Origin of the sequence: Olsenella sp. An188 (genome assembly GCF_002160255.1) — a bacterium.
Lineage (GTDB): Bacteria > Actinomycetota > Coriobacteriia > Coriobacteriales > Atopobiaceae > Thermophilibacter > Thermophilibacter avistercoris.
In genome coordinates, this window is the sequence record NZ_NFKF01000001.1 from 260,841 (window position 1) to 277,913 (window position 17,073).

A 17,073-nucleotide genomic window follows, 5' to 3' on the forward strand; every position below is an offset into this window, starting at 1 on the left:
CGCGATTCCAGAGAGACGAGGGCGCGCCGCCACCCCAGGGTGACGGCGCGCCTCCTTTTTCTGCGACAAGACAGCCTACGCAAACTGGCTGCGGTAGAGCTCCGCGTATGCCCCGCCGGCCTCGAGCAGCTCCGCGTGCGTACCTTGTTCGATGATCGTGCCCTTCTCCATCACGAGGATGAGGTCGGCGTCGACGATCGTGGAGAGGCGGTGCGCGATGACGAAGCTCGTGCGGTTCTCCATGATGGCCTCCATCGCACGCACGATGGCCTGCTCGGTTCGGGTGTCCACGCTCGAGGTGGCCTCGTCGAGGATGAGGATGGCGGGGTCGGTGAGCATGGCGCGAGCGATGGTGAGCAGCTGTCGCTGCCCCTGGGAGATGTTCTCCGCGTCGTTGGAGAGCATCGTGTCGTAGCCGTGCGGCAGCGTGCGCACGAAGAAGTCCACGTGCGCCGCGCGGGCCGCCGCCTCCACCTCCCCGCGCGTAGCACCGGGCTTGCCGTAGGCGATGTTCTCGGCAATCGTTCCCTCGAAGAGCCATGCGTCCTGGAGCACCATCCCGAACCGCCTCCGCAGCTCGGCCCGCGTCAGCTCGCGGGTGTCGACGCCGTCGAGCGTGATGCGTCCCCCGTCCACCTCGTAGAAGCGCATGAGAAGGTTAATGAGGGTCGTCTTCCCGGCGCCCGTTGCGCCGACGATAGCCACCTTCTGGCCCGGCTCGGCCACGAGCGAGACGTCTCGCATGAGCGGGCGGTCCGGCGCGTAGCCAAAGCGGACGTGCTCGAAGGCCACGCGGCCGCGCACGGCCTCGGGAAGCTCGGCGGGCACGCCCGGGTCGGGGACGACCTCGCCCTCGTCGAGCAGCGCGAAGACGCGCTCCGCGGCAGCGAGCGCACCCTGGAGCATGTTGATCGTGAGCGAGAGCTGCGTGAGCGGCTCCGACGCCTGCATCACGTACTGGAAGAAGGCCTGGAACACGCCAACGGAGATCTGGCCCATCACGAGCATGCCGCCGGCGAGAAGCCCCACCGTCACCTGGCACAGGCGCATGAGGAAGCGGATCACCGGGGTGATGGCGTTGGTCACGAAGTCCGCCGTCGCTGACGTCTCGGCGAGCTCCTCGGCAGCAGCCCTGACGTCCTCGAGGCTCGCCTCCTCGCGGCCGAAGGCCTTGATGACGGCGCGTCCGCTGTAGGCCTCCTCGACCCGGCCCGTCAGCCTTCCGAGCGAGGCCTGGCGCGCCGCTGCGACCTTGAGGGTGTAGGCGGTGACGAGCTTGGTCACGACGGAGGCGACGATCCCAAAGGCGACGAAGACGCACGTGAGCATGAGGTCATAGGTCGACATGAGGATGATCGCCCCGCCGACCATGCAGACGGCGATGACGAGCTGGAGCAGGCCTCGCTGCAGCACCTCGGAGATCTTGTCGAGGTCGTTCGTGGCGCGGCTGATGGTGTCGCCGGGCTGGTGTGCGTCGTAGTAGGAGAGCGGAAGGCGCGAGAGCTTCCGGGCGATCTCCTCCCTGAGCCTCAGGTTGAGCCTCTCGGCAAAGCTCGCCATCACGAACACCTGGATCGTGTAGAAGAGCCAGGCTGCGCTCCAGATCCCGAGGAACGTGAGGATCTGGACGCCTCCGTTCTCGAGGGACACGACGAAGGGAGCCCCCGTGGCAAAGGCGGCCTGGATGTTGCCCCAGAGGAGGTCGATGAGGCCGGCGCTGTACGCCGTGGCGCCGAGGCTGCCTGCGACGTAGAGTACGGAGCACAGCGCGGCCACGACGAGGCGCCAGCGCTGGCCCGAGGCGACCGACCACAGGCGGGCGGCGGTGCCGAGGGCGTCGCTCGGAACCTCGGTCTCCTCGACCTCGGCCGACGTCTCCACGAGCTCCTCACCCGTGTTCTTCTCGCTAGTCATTGGTCCCCTCCCCTCGCGTCTGGGAATCGGCGATGGCACGGTAGGTCGGGCAGCCCGCCATCAGCTCGTCGTGGGTGCCCAGGCCCACGACCTCACCGTCCTTGAGGACGACGATCTGGTCGGCGTCGTGGATGGTGCTCACGCGCTGGGCGATGATGAGCGTGGCCGCCCCGGACAGCTCGGGGGCGAGCGCGTGGCGCAGCGCGGCGTCGGTCTTGTAGTCGAGCGCAGAGAACGAGTCGTCGAAGACGTAGAGGTCCGCGTGGCGGACAAGCGCGCGGGCTATGGCGAGACGCTGGCGCTGGCCGCCCGAGAAGTTGGTGCCCCCCTGGGACACGCGCGTCCCCAGGCCGTCCGAGAGGTCACGAACGAAGTGCCCCTGGGCGACCTCGAGGGCGTGCCAGAGCCTCTCGTCGCTGGCCTCGGCGTCCCCGTGACGCAGGTTCTCGGCGATGGTGCCCGAGAAGAGCCAGGCCTTCTGCGGGACGTAGGCGATGCGCGACCTCAGCTCGGACTGGGTGAGCCTGCGGACGTCCACGCCCTCGAACGACAGGCTTCCCCCGGTCACGTCGTTGAAGCGGAGCAGCATCTTGGCGATCGTCGACTTGCCGGAGCCCGTGTTGCCGATGATGGCGGTCGTCTGGCCGCGCCTCAGCGAGAAGCTGATGTCGTGGAGCGTGTCCTCGTCCGCGTCGGGGAAGCGCAGGCTCACGTGGTCGAAGCGGGCCACCTCTTCGCCGGAGCCGTCGGGGGCGCCGAGCGTGGCGGGGGCCGTATCGTCAGAGATCTCGGGACGCACGTCCAGGACGGCGGCCGCGCGCGTCAGGCAGGCGAGCGCGCGGGGAACCTGCAGGATGGCGAACTGCGCCATCATCATGAACATCATGATGAGCATGGCGTACTCGACGAGCGCGGAGATGGAGCCGATCTGCATCGCGTGGGCGCCGACGCGGTCCGCGCCGACCCACATGATCGCCGCCTCGACGGCGTTCATCAGGAAGAAGGTCATCGAGTCGGTGACCGCGAAGACCATGTTCACGCGAATGGCGTTGCTCGCGTAGTCGGTGAAGGTCTCGTCGAGCCGCGCGCGCTCGTGGGACTCCTTGCCAAAGGCGCGGATGACGCGGACGCCCGTGATCGACTCCCGCAGGCGCGTGTTCATGTTGTCGATGAAGCCCTGCAGGCGGGTGAAGATGGGGGCAGACTTTGCCACCGCCACCACCGAGACGAGGATGACCGCGACGGTCACGGCGAGAAGCACCCACCCCATCACCACGTCCGTGGAGAACGCCAGCGCCACCGAGATGACGCACATGAGCGGCACGGGGAAGATCATGAGGATGGACATGAGCAGCGTCTGCTGGATGACGTTGGCGTCCGAGAGGGTGCGCGTGATCATGGAGCCGGTTCCGAACGCGTTGAAGTCCGACCCCGAGAACGCGAGCGAGGCGTCGTAGACACGCAGGCGGAGGTCCCGCCCCACCTTGGCGCACAGCCGAGAGGCGAGAAACACCGAGCAGACGTAGCCCCCCGAGCCGACGAACGCGGCAATGAGCATGGCGACCCCATGGGACATGAGGGCGCTCATGTCGTGCGAGTTCACCGCCACGTTGACCATCGCCGACAGCTGGGTGGGGATGAAGAGCATCCCCATCATGTCGCACACCGACGTCACGCAGATGAGCGCGACGAGCTTCTTGTAGGGCGCCACAAGGCTGAGCAGCAGCCGGGCGGACGTCCGCTTGCTGTAGTCTTTGGTGCTCACAGCGATTCTCTCCCCTCTCTCAGTCTCCTTAGCTCTCCATCAATCGCCCGAGTGTAAAGGCCGACAAGCCGGACAAGCTCCCTGCGCTCGTCCGGGGCAAGGCTCGCGAAGGCGCGATCCTCCGCCTTGATGGCGGGGACGATCCTCTCATCGCAGAAGGCCCTCCCGCCCGAGGTGAGCGAGACGAGCTTCGCCCTGCGCCCGCCTGCGGCAAACGAGAGCTCGACGAGCCCCTTTGCCTCGAGTGACTTGAGGGCGGAGTTGACCGTCTGACGCGAATACGAGAACGCGTCGGCAATCTCGCTCTGCGTGACGGTCCCGCCCGACACTTCCACCGCGTAGAGAATCCAGTAGGCCGTCTCGGAGAGGCCGCAGCCGCGCGCGAACTCGTAGTAGATCTTGTCGCTCTCGCGATACAGAACGTCAAGCTCGCGCGCGCTTATCTCTCCCGCCCTGCCCTCACCTATGTCTAGAGCGGGCGTCCCCGCCGCGCAGTCGTCCGCCATGCCACCTCCCATCCTCGTCGGACCGGCAAGATTAATCCGATTTCGGACCTATGTCAAGGCAAAAAAGGACCCGCCGAAGCGGGTCCCTCAGCTCATCTATGTGAAGGAGATTAGAGCTTGCGGACGTTGGAAGCCTGGAGCTTGCCGTTCTGACCGGTCGTGATGTCAAACTCGACGGCCTGGCCCTCGTCCAGCGTCTTGAAGCCGTCCATCTGAATCTCGGAGTAGTGGACGAACAGGTCGTCGCCATCCTCGCGAGAGATGAAGCCGTAGCCCTTGTCCGGGTTGAACCACTTGACAGTACCCTGTGCCATGTCGTGCCTTTCTTTCTCTGCCCCGCAGGGCAAAAGCTGCGCTTCCGCGCGATACCCGTGGCCGAAAAGCCACGAGGGATATGTTACCCCGAAAAAGCGGCCCCAAACGCGACAATCCGTTTGGGGCCGATAATGTGCCGGTGGGAGCATCGCATACAATAGGAGACGCACGAGAAGCCACTCACCGGGAGCAAGAAAGTATGCCTGCCGACGTCACGGTCATCCTTCCCATATATAACACCGAAAAGTACCTTGAGCAGTGTCTCGAGAGTGTGTGCTCCCAGACGCTCAAGCATCTTGAGATTATCTGCGTAGACGATGGCTCTACTGACAGATCCCCTCAAATCATGGATTCCTTTGCGGCGCGCGACAGCAGGGTCACTGTTGTTCACAAGGCCAACGGCGGGTACGGATCCGCCGTTAACGTCGGACTTTCCAGAGCGAACGGGGACTACATCGCCATCGTCGAGCCTGACGATTACGTTGACGTCACCATGTTCGAGAAGCTCATCACCTGCGCTCGCCAGCATGACAATCCTGACATTGTCAAGGCCTCTTACTGGCGTGTCATTGATGCCGACTCCCCCACAGAGAGGATAGAGCCCGCCCACTATTTGCATCGTGTTCAGCACGTCGACGTAAGATTTACGCTCGACGAGGACGCTGAGTTTCTCTACCATCACCCCAGTATTTGGACGGCAATTTATCGACGCCCCTTCCTGGGTGAACACGACATCAAAATGCATGAGATTCCCGGGGCGGGATGGGCTGATAACCCCTGGCTTATTGAGACGCTCGTCCAGGCTCGCTCCATCGTGTATCTAGACGAGTGCCTCTACTTCTACCGAGAGTTTGCAGCCGGCTCGTCATCAAACGTTCGCGACCCCTCAATCATCTATGACCGCTGGTTCGATATGGATGACATTTTGAAGAGGCTTGGGGTCTCTGCCCCTCGGATCCTCGAGGGGCACTACAACCGCGGGTGTGCCTATATCGACATGCTCGTCAAGGACTTCGATGAAAACGACCCCAACATACGGCAAGCCATCGACCGAATGATGTCACTCATTGACGGCAACGTAGTCAGGACGTCAAAAAAGATTCCCTGGTACTACAAGGAGGCCCACTTCCGCCAGGCAGACGGACCCCACTACATGCTGAAGCATCCCTCAATAGCCTTGCGCCACATTCGCTCAAGGCTTCGTTGATCACGTCGACTAACCTGCAATCTTTCTCTTCAGAAAAACGGCGAGCCTACCCGGAGGCGTGTTGCGAAGCGCGCGACGCACCGCAAACGCTTTCCCCATGCGCTTGAACGCCTCCAGCACAAAGATGTCGGGGGCAGAGGGATCAGCGCTTTTGAGCAAGCCAACGTCAACCGAAGCGCTTGCATGGCACATGGCGGCAAGCACGGCATCGTTATCACTATTGTCGAGACACGCAGAACGCATCTCCCCATCAAGCTGTCCGGCAAGATGTGCATGAAGTACGTCGAGCTTCAGATTCCGTGAAAGATCAAGCAGCTCCTGGATTCCCGCAATGCGATCGAGCACCATCTGGGCGCTCCACGAGCCTTCCATGCGATACGCAACACGATAGGCGTAAACGACGTCTGGAATGGTCGAGAAACGCTCTGCGGCGAGCATGGCGTGAACAAAGAAGACCGGGTCCTCAAATTGCGTGAGCGCTGGGAAATTGACTTCCCTGTCTCTCAACAAATCCAGGCTGTAGATGTAGCGCGTGTAGTCGTAGTCGTACTGGTAGTCGCGATACTCGACGACACCCTCGCTTTCAAAGGAGTCAAGAGAGCTCCCGTGAAGGGAGTCACGATCGAGGACACCTCCCCTATCGATTGCCATCGATCCGCCCGCAATGGATGTTCCCCACCTCTGAGCAGATTCGTACAGCCGCTGGAGAGCAGTTGTCTCCGGAATATAGTCATCGGGATCCAAGAAGAAGACGAACTCACCAGTCGCCTCATGAATCCCGCGATTCCTCGCCAAAGCCGCGCCAGAGTTCTCCTGAGAGAAGACCTTAATCCTTGAGTCTCCGTTCGCCAGTTTGCGCAACTCATCCAAAGAGCCGTCGGTGGAGCCATCGTCAACAAAGACGAGCTCAATCTCCTGGAGTGACTGGCGAAGACAGCTTTCTACGCAGCCGTTCAAAAAGGGGCGCTTGTTATATACAGGGCTAATGACTGAAACAGCCGGGCGCGCCATGTTAGCAGCCACCTCTCATTCGACCGAGCAACTTTGATACGAACGCTGGATACGCAGGAGAAGCCCCTTCATTAAAGCGGGAGACGAAGATCTCGGGCCTCTCTATGAGCACCTGAATCGAACGTCTCTGACTTTTGGTGAGGGGGGCATCCCTCAGCCAGCCACGCTCCATTGCATCAGAGAACTCGCCCGACGCACGTCGAGCGAACTCCACGCGGAGCGAGGGGGCTATACGCCCCAAGTTCCAGACATATGCATCGTACTTACGCCGCTGGGCAATAGACATCAGGCTCAAGTCGGAGACGTCGTCACGAACAAAACGTTCAACCTCTGCATACTCATCGCACACGTAGTATGCCTTACTCTTGTTGTTTATTGAGGAAGCCTCGTTATCTTGGCGATAGTGTAGAAAGGCCTCGTGAAGTAGCATGGCACGCTTGGCAACAGACCAGATTTTGAAACTAAACGAGGTATCTTGGAATGAGGCCCCGGGAGTCTCGAGGAGCCTGAGTCCATTCTTGGCAATAAGCTCCCTCCGAACCAGCATGGACCACAATGCCGGAGGGAAGAAGAAAGGCTCAATATACTCTCGCGGACTAAAGACGCTTCCGCAATGCTCTTGCTGGCAAAACTCCACGAACTCGTTTCGTGGCTCTGGCGAACTCCAATAAAGCCAGTAGTTTGCGCGGACGACATCCAGCCGCTTGCTTTCTGCCACCTCGTAGAGACGCTGGAGCATATCGGACTCGGCAAAGTCATCCGACTCAAGGATCCCCAGGTATTCGCCCGTCGCCAAAGAGATGCCAAGATTGATGGTATGGCCATAGCCCGCATTGGGCTTGTCGACAAGCCTAATCCTGCTATCCCGCTGCGCATGGCGACGAAGAATCTCAGCCGACGAATCGGTCGAGCCATCATTTACGCATATGACCTCAATGTCCTCGAGCGTCTGCGCTTCAACACTGTCCAAGCACTCGTCAAGGTAACGCTCAACGTTGCAGACGGGAATAACAAGAGAAACCTTTGGCACGAAAACCTCCAGAGAAGTGGCTAAGCGCCTTGCTGCCCCATCAGACTCTCCTGAGCAAGCGGCGTCGTACGCACCGACAACGGCTCCGCAGCGTCGGCAGAGACCGTAACCTTGTAGGTGAAGGTGGCCGTCTCGCCCGCGAGCAGATGGGTCCTCATGCGAAGCACCTGAAGGCCACTTAGCGTCTCATCGGCAATGCCATAGTCCTCAAAGAGCGCCCCCTCGCTCACCTGAAAATCGGTGATGGTGCCCCCTGCCGGGGCATAGAAGAACACGAAGTCAAGCATGTCCGAAACATCGCGTTTCGCTCCGTTGGTGCCCGAGATATAGGTTGGGGCGTTGTCAGCCTCCTCGGGGGTAATGGTGTTGGTAAGTGTGGTTGTTACGTCATACGTGGTAGTACCGTCCGCGTTCTTGACGCCCTCCCCCACAACCGTGCTCGAAGATGCATACCAGCTGATCTTGCTGTAGGTGTCGTCGTTAAGATAGACGCCGAGCACGGGCTTCGTGGGATCACTCTCAAGGCGTCCGGAAAGCCCCATGTTCACCATAAGGCTCTGCTCGTCCTCGTTTGCCATCCACACAAGAAGCCTGCCGTCCTTCCCCGACTGCTCGACCACGCCCATGAGGTCAGTCATACCAGCGTTTCCGAGGTTATCCATGATGGTCTCGAAAGCAAGGCCTGCGACGGCGGCAAAGTAGGCGTCCTGGGCGTCGCCGTCATTGCCAAACATCCAGTACGTGTCGCTCAGCAGGACCTTTGCCGCATTGGTGCCGTCAACAGCCGTACCGTCGGGGGCCGTAAAGCCACCTGTGAGAGAGAGCAAGCGCTGGAGGAACACCGGATCGATAGCGACAACTCCGTCAACCGTGCCCAGGCCCTCTTGTGCCCAGTAGTCCCGAGCGAGCTGCCCAACACGGGTGAAGTCTGCGGTGCAGTTGACCTGAGCTGGATCTGTATCCATGTTGGTCGCGATGGCAGCCCTCTCCTCGTCGGTAATCTCAACCTGCAGACCCTCGTCGTGAAGAATGGACTGGAACTCGCCCATCGAGATAACGCCGTCCGTAATAGAAATGGTACCCCAAGAGCCAGGCAGCCCGCCCGTTGCGCGAAGCTCGGAGTTGTTCTGCGCAATAACGAGGTAGGTTCTCGTCTGACCGTCCGCCCCGAGCATCTGGGGAAGCAGGTTGAGAATGGGCTCGATTTGACCAACGAGGCCCTGGGCCTCGCTGACGGGACCCTGCACCTGCTCGAGCACGTCACGGAGCTGGGGGATGTGTGCCTCGGGAAGCGACGAAATGGTATCGACGGAGCTCTGGATGACGGGAATGGCATCGCTTACGGAGCTGGAGACGGTACGGATGAGCTCAACGTTTACCGATCCGTCCTGGAGCAGGCTGGAGAGTCCCGTGCCAGACAAGCTGGTAGCAACGGGAACAAGCGCATCATTGACAAGATCAGAGGCGACCGTGCCCAGCGTCTGCACCGAGCGCACATCCTCGCCGATTACGGGAATCAGCGTCGCGGCCGTCCAGAGCGGAGAGCTCACCTCCGCGTTGATATCGTTTACGTTGCTGACGATTGCGTTGAGAGACGTGGTTAGTCCAGACTCGTCCCCGTTCTTGAGGCTGTCCTTGAGAGTTGAGGCCTGCGCCATAATTACGGATGCGCTATTCTTCACCGACATTGCAGAGCGGTAGAGGAAGACACCGCAAGTTCCCACGGCGACAAGAAGCACCGCAAGGACTACTCCAATCACGATGCCTACGGTACGGCCAGAGCGTCCTCCGCCCGATCCTCCCCGGCGAGCCTTGGAGTAGTAAGCAGCTTCAGAGCGCGAGTAACCGCGTCTGAAGTTTCTAGCATTTCTTTTTTGTCTGCCTTTCGGCGCAAAATGGGAGGCCATAGAGAACTCCTAATACAGCTGAATCTCCTTCATTATGCAACGGATACCATCATAAACAATCTTCTGGACATCCACCCAAAACACAGGGACCCCTTTCAAAACTAACCTTGTCTCGAGCAGGTCTCCCATTCGCCCAATGCGTACCTTGAACCAGCTGGCCCGAACTGTGTCCGACAAGAAATGGAAGCAAGGTGCGTGCGATTGCGCGATCAAATTATAAATGGGCAATTGCCCCTATTGCCGACATGGCGGCACACACAACAACTCAGGTTACCCTACTTGACACTTTCCGGATCTGAGACCAAGCGATTTCGTAGGTAAACGCTGAGCCAACAGAAATCACCCATAACAGCAGGCTAACTATCGGAATGGCTTCAAGAGGTGCTTCGATCAGCCAGTCGATCAGGGGGTGAAAGAAAGAAATCCCTTCCATCATAAGCCGTAGAAATGGGTGAAATAGGTAGATAAACATCCCCCATCTGACCAAGCATCGCAATAGGGGTCCCTCATATTCTCTGGTACAAAATAGACGACAAAGTTGCCACGCACCAATCGCATAGATTGCAATAAAAAGGTTATCGCGGGCAACATAGTATAGATCTGGCCCATTTGCTAAAGCATCGCGGTAATTAAAGGCCACGGCAAGGGTGAGCGAAATCGCCCCTAGGAGAATGGAAATCAATGCGAGTTTTCTGCTAAATGGATGAGCTATGAGCCACGCGCCAAGTAGGTAGTAGAACACGCCCTCCATTCCGGAAGAAAAGAGAATAAAATTATCCATCCAAACCGCCAGAAGAGAGCCCGGTATCATTGCATCTGCCGTGCTGCGTCCTATTACAAAGAAGGCGAGAAGGACCACAGCATAACTCAGAGAATCCAAGTTCCTGCTAACCAGGCGAAGCAGTGGGGTTAGAGCGTATAGCCCAACAAGAACCCAGAGATACCAAATGAAGTATGGGCCGTCCAAAGCGGCGACAATTACGACTTTCCAGCCCTGCCAGCCGTAGACCGTACGCTCGAAGACACAGTACGCAAATGACACAACGAGGGCAAGAACAGCAGCTTTAGGCAGATAGATAGTCAAAATGCGTCGAGTGCTAAGCTCTCGACGAGGGTTGAGCAGAAGAGCACCCGAAGCCATAAAAAAAACGGGGACGGCAAAACGAGTCGCGATCTCATAAATGCTCGTGACCAGCCACCCCTCGTCAGAAGGGGCCATCGCCTGCCAGCCAATAGATGCAATGTGGGTCACAACAACGGCGAAGGCGGAAATCGTTTTTACTACGTCAAGCCACACAAGCCGCTTGCTGGGGTCAGGGTATAGCCCTGGCCCCAGCAAGCGCTCCGCCCGAGCTGAAGCGCTAGCCAGCATAAACGGGGAAGCTGAAGGCCAGCGCACTTCCAAAGGACCGGCCGACGCTCTTATAGCAGCGGTCAATTATGCTTGCAATGCCCGTGCACCACGTTCCAAGACCTGTACAGTATTCGTGTGAGGCAGAGCCCGTCTTTGCAGCTCCCACCACATCCCATTTCATGAGATAAAGCGTGTTCTGCGCGCCCAAAGACCGTCGCAGATAGTTAGCACTAATCCACTGCGCCGCTCCAAGCACAGCGGCCCGGGGGCTTGTCCACCCTTCCTTAACCGCCAAAGCTCGGCCGCCGGAAAGCGCATTGGAATCAACTGCTCCTATGCCGTAGAAGTTATAGTACGTAGTATCTTTATAGTATGGGAAGTGATTCCCGTTGACGACGATCTCACCGTCTGAATCAGGCGTCCAACCAGCAGCGAGATCAGAGCAGCCCCAAGCGCTCTCCCAGATGGCATGAGCAAGAAGGTAGACCTCATTGACCCCATACGCTTGAGCAGCCTCAACAAAGGCGCTACCCAACCCACGCAGAGTGCTAGTCCGCCCATAGGCGCTTTCCTGATACGTGCAATTATTTACCACGTACGAATTTAGGCTATCCCCAGTAATACCCGAGTAGCCACTGGTGAGCACAGCAAATTGATAGAAGCTCGAGGTGCCATACTCGTGCTGGTCAGGATTGAGGGCGGAATAAAAGTCTTCATAGGAGTACCCATTGCCCTCATTACGACTGACCTGAAGCTGAGCCATCTTTGCCCGAGTGATTCCATATGCCGGGAAAGAAGTGTTATTGAGGTAAGGGACATGCAACGTGGTGCAAATCTTCGCCCTCACGTCAGCCGGAACCACAACAGTACTTCCAAAGAACTTGAGAGTTGTCGACACGGAGCCGCCATTACGAGTAATAACGTTTACCGAACTGTAGTTGGTCCCGTCGGCAAGGAGCAGCACGGACTTCTCCTTGCCCTGAACAACACCGCCGCCGAGCGCATCATAAGGACCCTGACCCGACGCGAAGGCGACACCGTCCCACTTGAAGCCAAGATTCTTTACTGCATACTCAGCAATTTGCATACTGGTATCGTAGCGAAGCGTTCCGCCGAGACGAACAGCGCTACCACCGCGGGCCGAGGCCAAATTCCGAAGATAAGTAAGAGTAGAGTCGGCAGTCACCGATGGACTCCCCAACAGAAGGAATTTTTTGGCTGACGTGAGCTCATTCGACAAAACATTGCGTTGATCGGCGGGCAACGTCCTGGACGAATCGCAAAAGAAGACAGGTGCCTTAAGCGCATAGCTTATCGGAGAAGCGGACAGGGCGTCCGCAAACCCAGTGGCAGCCGCAACAATGACCGTGTCTCCCGACCAAAGCCCACGGCTCGCACCATAGCGATATATGGCCATCTGCGTCGCATATCGGTCGGGCCCCCAGATGCGCTCGACCGAACCAAAGCTGCGGAGGCTATTCATGACGGCAGAGCTCGCAACCGTTTCGCTGCCGAGAAGAACGATACGACTAGCTTTGAGCGTCTTAAGAGCGCTATCCGTTACAGAAGGGACGTAGGTAGAGTTGGTTAGAAGAATCGGGCATCCCAAAGCCCCGGCAAGCCCCGCCGCCGCAATGGAATCGGCATAACCTACTCCACTTGCAACAACCACGGTATTTGAACCATTGGGAAAGGCGTAAAGGGCTTCCTTCGCTACAGTCTCATACCGGTCTTCCCCACCCAGGTTTACCACGGAAACGTTCTCCGAAGCCGCCATAAGTTGAATCTCGGACGGCAAATCGTCCAAGGTCAACGCATCATCAGGGAGGAAAGTGTACTCATCCTCGTCGTTTACGCAACTAACTAGCTCTTCGGCCAGTGCGCACTCTGGTTTCGGGCCAACCAAGGTCGAAGCAACGATGCCGAGCCCAAGCGCACATACCGCAGAGGCACTCAGACGAAGCGCGTTACGTCGAGTGACGTTATGAGCCCTTTCCTTCATTATGACCTCCTACGCCTCGGCGATACCTTGAGCAATAGCCTGAGCAACCGCTTCCTTTTTGCCCTGATAAGTACGCATGTCATTCGAGTTATCAATGAAACAAATCTCGAGAAGCACGGAGGGCAGCGGTCCGCTTACCACTGCGAACCACTCATCCAACTCACCGCGGTTCCTCAGTCCAAGCGCTGAAACCAACCTTGTGTGCGTGGAGTGCTGCAGAGCCCTTGACCCAGCGGCGGAATTAGCAGAGTGCACGTAAGATTCCGTGCCGGACCCCCCGCTTGCGTTAAAGTGAATGGAGACAAAGACACTGCAGTCCATCGCTTTTGCCTCTGGATGACGAAGCTTGTAGTCATTGCCCTTAGTGTTGACATATGCGGAGATGCCATAGTTTGACTGTAGGTAGTTTCCCACCTTCTGTGCCAGCTCAGCAGTAAGCTGGTACTCCTTGTACCCGCTTCCACTCGCCCCTGGATCAGAACCGCCGTGGCCAGCATCGACGTACACCCTTAGCCCCTCGATATCGGTGAGCCTATAGCCCGCCTGCAAAGCAAAACGCGTCTTGTACGCACTGGAATAAATTGCCTTATCACCGAAGAACTTCATTGAGGCCGGCTTGGACGGGAAAGGAACGAACGGGGCGTTGTGATAGTCGTCTTCCTCCATCAGAACGATAACAGAATTCTCCTTGCCTTGGACGGGGCCGCCACCCAGTGCATCGTAGGGGGCGCTTCCAGAGGTAATAGCTGCCCCGTTCCAGCTCATTCCAAGGTCGGAAACAGCATATTGGGCAATGGCAAGCGATGTTTTATAGCGATTGGCACCCGCAAGTCGCTTGACGGAGCCACCCAATGACTTAAGGAGACTCTCAACCGAGGGGGACATAACCTTCTCGTCGCCCGTAATGAGAAAGCGCTTCTTCCCACACGCACGCACCGCAGCCTCCTGTGCGGACGGAAGGCGATTGGTTCCATCAACATAAAAAACGGGAGCCTTGTACTTGTAGCTGATGGGAGAAATCGCGAGAGCATCTGCAAAGCCAGTTGCATTGGATACAACAGCGAGATCTCCCGACCACAGCTGATGGCTGACTCCGTACTCGTAGACTGCCATCTGCGTAGCGTAGCGATCAGCGCCCCACAACCGTTCAACAGTCCCACCGACAAGGGAGCGCAGGCTGTCTTCGACCTGCTGAGACGCCACGTCGGTGCTGCCCAGTAGCAAGATGTTTGACGCTCCAATTGACTTAATACAATCAATGGCCGTCTGGCTCAGCTTGTCAGCTTCGGTAAGAATAATGGGACATTCAAGCGCTCCGGCAAGGCCCGCGGCACAGATTGAGTCTGCATAGCCGACACCACTGGCAACAATAGCCCAGCTGCATCCAGAAAATGCCGAAAGGACCTGCGCTTTGTTCGTCTCGTAACGACTCGCGCCCGCAATTGTCTTCACGGCGTAGTCTGTCAGGGCATACGTCGCTACGGGACCGTTCGGAAACTCCGTCATGATCTCGCCCGACTGAATCGCTGCCTCAATCTCCTCGTCAGTTAGAGGAGTCTGGTCGCCTTCGACCGTTGCGTAGGCAGCCTCGGGAGTAAGCAGCGTACCTCCCGCAGCCACAACAGCCCCCAGACCAAGAGCACAAACTGCTGAACCGCTCAACTTAAGAAAGCCGCGTCGTCCCACTACATGCGACCGATTTCTTGCATCCCCATCAGCCATTATTTCCTCACAATCCCCACTAAGTAGTTACGTGGCGTCTTCACAGCGCGGGAAACCTCGTGCGTCCCCCTGCATTTTACGCAGTATATCCTCTTCGTCGGCAAATAGAGAAACATATTCCAAAATCGCAGTAAGCTGAGTATCGTTCCCTCCTTGATAGAGGTTGTTGTCACAGAGCGCCACCTCCTGAGTCCCGGGAATATAGTCGAGAGGACAGTCGGGGACAGGGCAGACAACCTTGGTACCCGCTATTACCGACATAACTTTCAGCCAGAGATCATCGGCGCGTAAGCAGGTCGAGCGTATCCCGTCGGAATCGAAGACATGCTCGTCTAGACAATGTGGTGGATAGAGCACTCCGCCCACCCCCGTCCCAATAACGCTAAAGGAGGGCGAACCAAGGAGAGACCCCAGTTCAAGTGGCCAGGCCTCATAAGGACACAGCCCCTCTCCCTCAGAGAGGATGACTCGAGCACGCCTGGCAACGATCTCCGACTTCCAAACACGATGCATTTTCATAAGGTACTCAATTAGATCATTGGGATAGCGAACATCATCATCCAGCGTTATCACGATGCTTTCCGGAAAAGCCTGCATGGTCCAGAAATACTTGTTATGCGGGCCGAGGTCATCCTCGACAAACCGCGGCTCAACCCGCGCGTCATATAGAGCGCAAACTACGTCTGCAGGGAGATCGTCAACTCCTTTTGGAAAATCTCGCAGCGGAAGCCAGAGGAACGCTCGATCCGGGCGAACGCTCTGCTGACCAAGAGACTCAAGCATGGGTGCTATATGACTAATTCGAGGACCGTACGACGCCACGGAGACGATCACTCCCGGGGAACCTACAAGCGGACTAAGCGCCTCGCTTTTCATTCGACCCCGGAGACCATCCGCACGTAGAGAAGTAAGGACGTTCTTCACTGCAGATAACTCGCCTGAAAGCTGCTCTACCCTATTACTCAATGCACGGTTTTCTGAGAGGAGGAGCTCGACACGACGGTCTAACATCCTCGTTGTCGGCGGAAGAGCACTTTTGAGAACCTCTTTAACCTGCTTATGCATATCCCTTGCGCCTCCAAGTCAAGCTGGTCTAACCAAGCAGGGCAATTCAATCTGTTTGAGTATACTTGACGTGTTTGAGCAAACAAAAAGGAGACCGTATGCGCATCGCAATAGCAGGACTTGGCTACGTAGGCCTTTCACTTGCGTGCCTCCTCTCCGCGCACCACGAAGTTGAGGCCGTAGACATAGATGCCAAGCGCGTGAGCAAAATCAACGCCGGCGCCTCCCCGATCGCAGACCCCCAGATTGAGAGCTATCTCTCCCAAAGGCCCAAAAACCTCCGCGCAACACTCGATGCAACATCCGCGTATGCACACGCTGACTTTGTGGTCGTAGCAACGCCCACCAACTACGACGACGTGACCCACTCCTTTGATACCAGTAGCATCGAGGAAGTTCTCCGACTCGTCAGCAACTCTGGCGGGAGTCCAACAGTCATTATTAAGTCAACGGTTCCTGTCGGATACACTGCCAGCATATCCAAGCGTTTTGATGGACTGCGCGTTCTCTTCTCGCCAGAGTTTCTTCGTGAGGGGCATGCGCTGGATGATAACCTCCATCCCTCACGCATCATAGTGGGCATCACCGGATCCGAAGATAAACAAGTTGCCCACAAGTTCGCCCAGCTCCTGGATGAGGGGTCTGAGGATAGCAACGTCCCCGCCCTCATCATGGGATCAACCGAGGCTGAGGCCATCAAACTCTTTGCAAATACCTATCTGGCGCTCCGCGTCTCCTTCTTCAACGAACTTGATACCTACGCAGAATCAAAGAGCCTTAACACGCGTCAGATTATTGAGGGCGTCTGCCTTGATCCGCGCATTGGCAGCCAGTACAACAATCCCTCGTTTGGTTATGGCGGTTACTGCCTGCCTAAGGACTCAAAGCAGCTGCTAAGCAACTACGCTGATGTCCCCCAGAATCTCATTCGGGCAATTGTGGATTCCAACGAAACGCGCAAGGAGTTCATTGCGGAGCGCGTGCTTTCACGGAACCCAAAATCTGTTGGCGTATACCGGTTAGTCATGAAGGCCGGATCTGACAACTTTCGACAGAGTGCAATGCTGGACGTCATCAAACTCATCTCGTCACGCGGTATTGAAATAGTCATTTTCGAACCCACCCTCTCAGGGGCGGAGGCGCTTGGTCACCCGCTTGTAGACCTTGCTGAGCTTAAGGAGCGCAGTGACGTCATTCTCGCCAACCGCTGGAACAACGACCTCTCAGATGTAGCAGACAAAGTCTACACGCGAGACCTCTGGCAGCGCGACTGAC

At 57.7% G+C, this 17,073-nt stretch carries 13 protein-coding genes; 2 read left to right on the forward strand and 11 right to left on the reverse strand.

Annotated elements, in window-relative coordinates; translation table 11 throughout:
• Positions 1 to 75: 75 nt before the first annotated feature.
• The 4 genes from B5F23_RS01260 to B5F23_RS01275 form a co-directional block, all read right to left on the reverse strand.
• The gene (locus tag B5F23_RS01260) at positions 76 to 1,914 is read right to left on the reverse strand and encodes an ABC transporter ATP-binding protein (RefSeq protein WP_087350685.1); all 1,839 of its coding nucleotides are present in this window, start codon (positions 1,912 to 1,914) and stop codon (positions 76 to 78) included.
• Positions 1,907 to 3,679, reverse strand: coding sequence for an ABC transporter ATP-binding protein (locus B5F23_RS01265; protein WP_241145760.1), 1,773 nt, complete (start codon positions 3,677 to 3,679; stop codon positions 1,907 to 1,909). Before B5F23_RS01265 ends, B5F23_RS01260 begins: the two co-directional genes overlap by 8 nt.
• Complete coding sequence (locus tag B5F23_RS01270; protein WP_087350690.1) at positions 3,676 to 4,185, reverse strand: MarR family winged helix-turn-helix transcriptional regulator; 510 nt, start codon at positions 4,183 to 4,185, stop codon at positions 3,676 to 3,678. The genes B5F23_RS01265 and B5F23_RS01270 overlap by 4 nt, the downstream gene beginning before the upstream one ends.
• Before the next feature lie 110 nt (positions 4,186 to 4,295).
• A complete protein-coding gene (locus B5F23_RS01275; RefSeq protein WP_072371401.1) occupies positions 4,296 to 4,499 on the reverse strand; it encodes a cold-shock protein in 204 nt (67 codons plus the stop codon).
• 200 nt (positions 4,500 to 4,699) lie between these two features.
• Here B5F23_RS01275 and B5F23_RS01280 point away from each other — a divergent pair, with 200 nt between their 5' ends.
• Positions 4,700 to 5,707 carry a glycosyltransferase gene (locus tag B5F23_RS01280; RefSeq protein WP_158096085.1) on the forward strand — a complete coding sequence of 336 codons (1,008 nt, stop codon included), beginning with the start codon at positions 4,700 to 4,702 and terminating at the stop codon, positions 5,705 to 5,707.
• Positions 5,708 to 5,716: 9 nt separating this feature from the next.
• Here the strand turns inward: B5F23_RS01280 and B5F23_RS01285 are convergent, their stop codons facing one another.
• The 7 genes from B5F23_RS01285 to B5F23_RS09500 all read right to left on the reverse strand — a co-directional run bounded on the left by B5F23_RS01285 (position 5,717) and on the right by B5F23_RS09500 (position 15,798).
• Positions 5,717 to 6,730, reverse strand: coding sequence for a glycosyltransferase family 2 protein (locus tag B5F23_RS01285; protein WP_143786325.1), 1,014 nt, complete (start codon positions 6,728 to 6,730; stop codon positions 5,717 to 5,719).
• Positions 6,720 to 7,748, reverse strand: a complete 1,029-nt coding sequence (locus tag B5F23_RS01290; protein WP_158096086.1) for a glycosyltransferase family 2 protein — start codon at positions 7,746 to 7,748, stop codon at positions 6,720 to 6,722. Before B5F23_RS01290 ends, B5F23_RS01285 begins: the two co-directional genes overlap by 11 nt.
• 20 nt (positions 7,749 to 7,768) lie before the next feature.
• Positions 7,769 to 9,508: a DUF4012 domain-containing protein gene (locus B5F23_RS01295; protein WP_158096087.1), complete on the reverse strand. Its 1,740-nt coding sequence runs from the start codon at positions 9,506 to 9,508 to the stop codon at positions 7,769 to 7,771.
• Between the two features lie 412 nt (positions 9,509 to 9,920).
• Positions 9,921 to 10,952 carry an acyltransferase gene (locus B5F23_RS01300; protein WP_158096088.1) on the reverse strand — a complete coding sequence of 344 codons (1,032 nt, stop codon included), beginning with the start codon at positions 10,950 to 10,952 and terminating at the stop codon, positions 9,921 to 9,923.
• A gap of 64 nt (positions 10,953 to 11,016) precedes the next feature.
• A complete protein-coding gene (locus B5F23_RS01305; RefSeq protein ID WP_087350707.1) occupies positions 11,017 to 13,011 on the reverse strand; it encodes a cell wall-binding repeat-containing protein in 1,995 nt (664 codons plus the stop codon).
• Between the two features lie 9 nt (positions 13,012 to 13,020).
• Positions 13,021 to 14,733 carry a cell wall-binding repeat-containing protein gene (locus B5F23_RS01310; RefSeq protein WP_087350709.1) on the reverse strand — a complete coding sequence of 571 codons (1,713 nt, stop codon included), beginning with the start codon at positions 14,731 to 14,733 and terminating at the stop codon, positions 13,021 to 13,023.
• 27 nt (positions 14,734 to 14,760) lie between these two features.
• On the reverse strand, positions 14,761 to 15,798 hold the full coding sequence (locus tag B5F23_RS09500; RefSeq protein ID WP_143786327.1) for a glycosyltransferase family 2 protein: 1,038 nt from the start codon (positions 15,796 to 15,798) through the stop codon (positions 14,761 to 14,763).
• Positions 15,799 to 15,896: 98 nt separating this feature from the next.
• Between B5F23_RS09500 and B5F23_RS01315 the strand changes: the two genes are divergently transcribed.
• Positions 15,897 to 17,072 carry a nucleotide sugar dehydrogenase gene (locus B5F23_RS01315; RefSeq protein WP_087350712.1) on the forward strand — a complete coding sequence of 392 codons (1,176 nt, stop codon included), beginning with the start codon at positions 15,897 to 15,899 and terminating at the stop codon, positions 17,070 to 17,072.
• Position 17,073 lies beyond the last annotated feature (1 nt).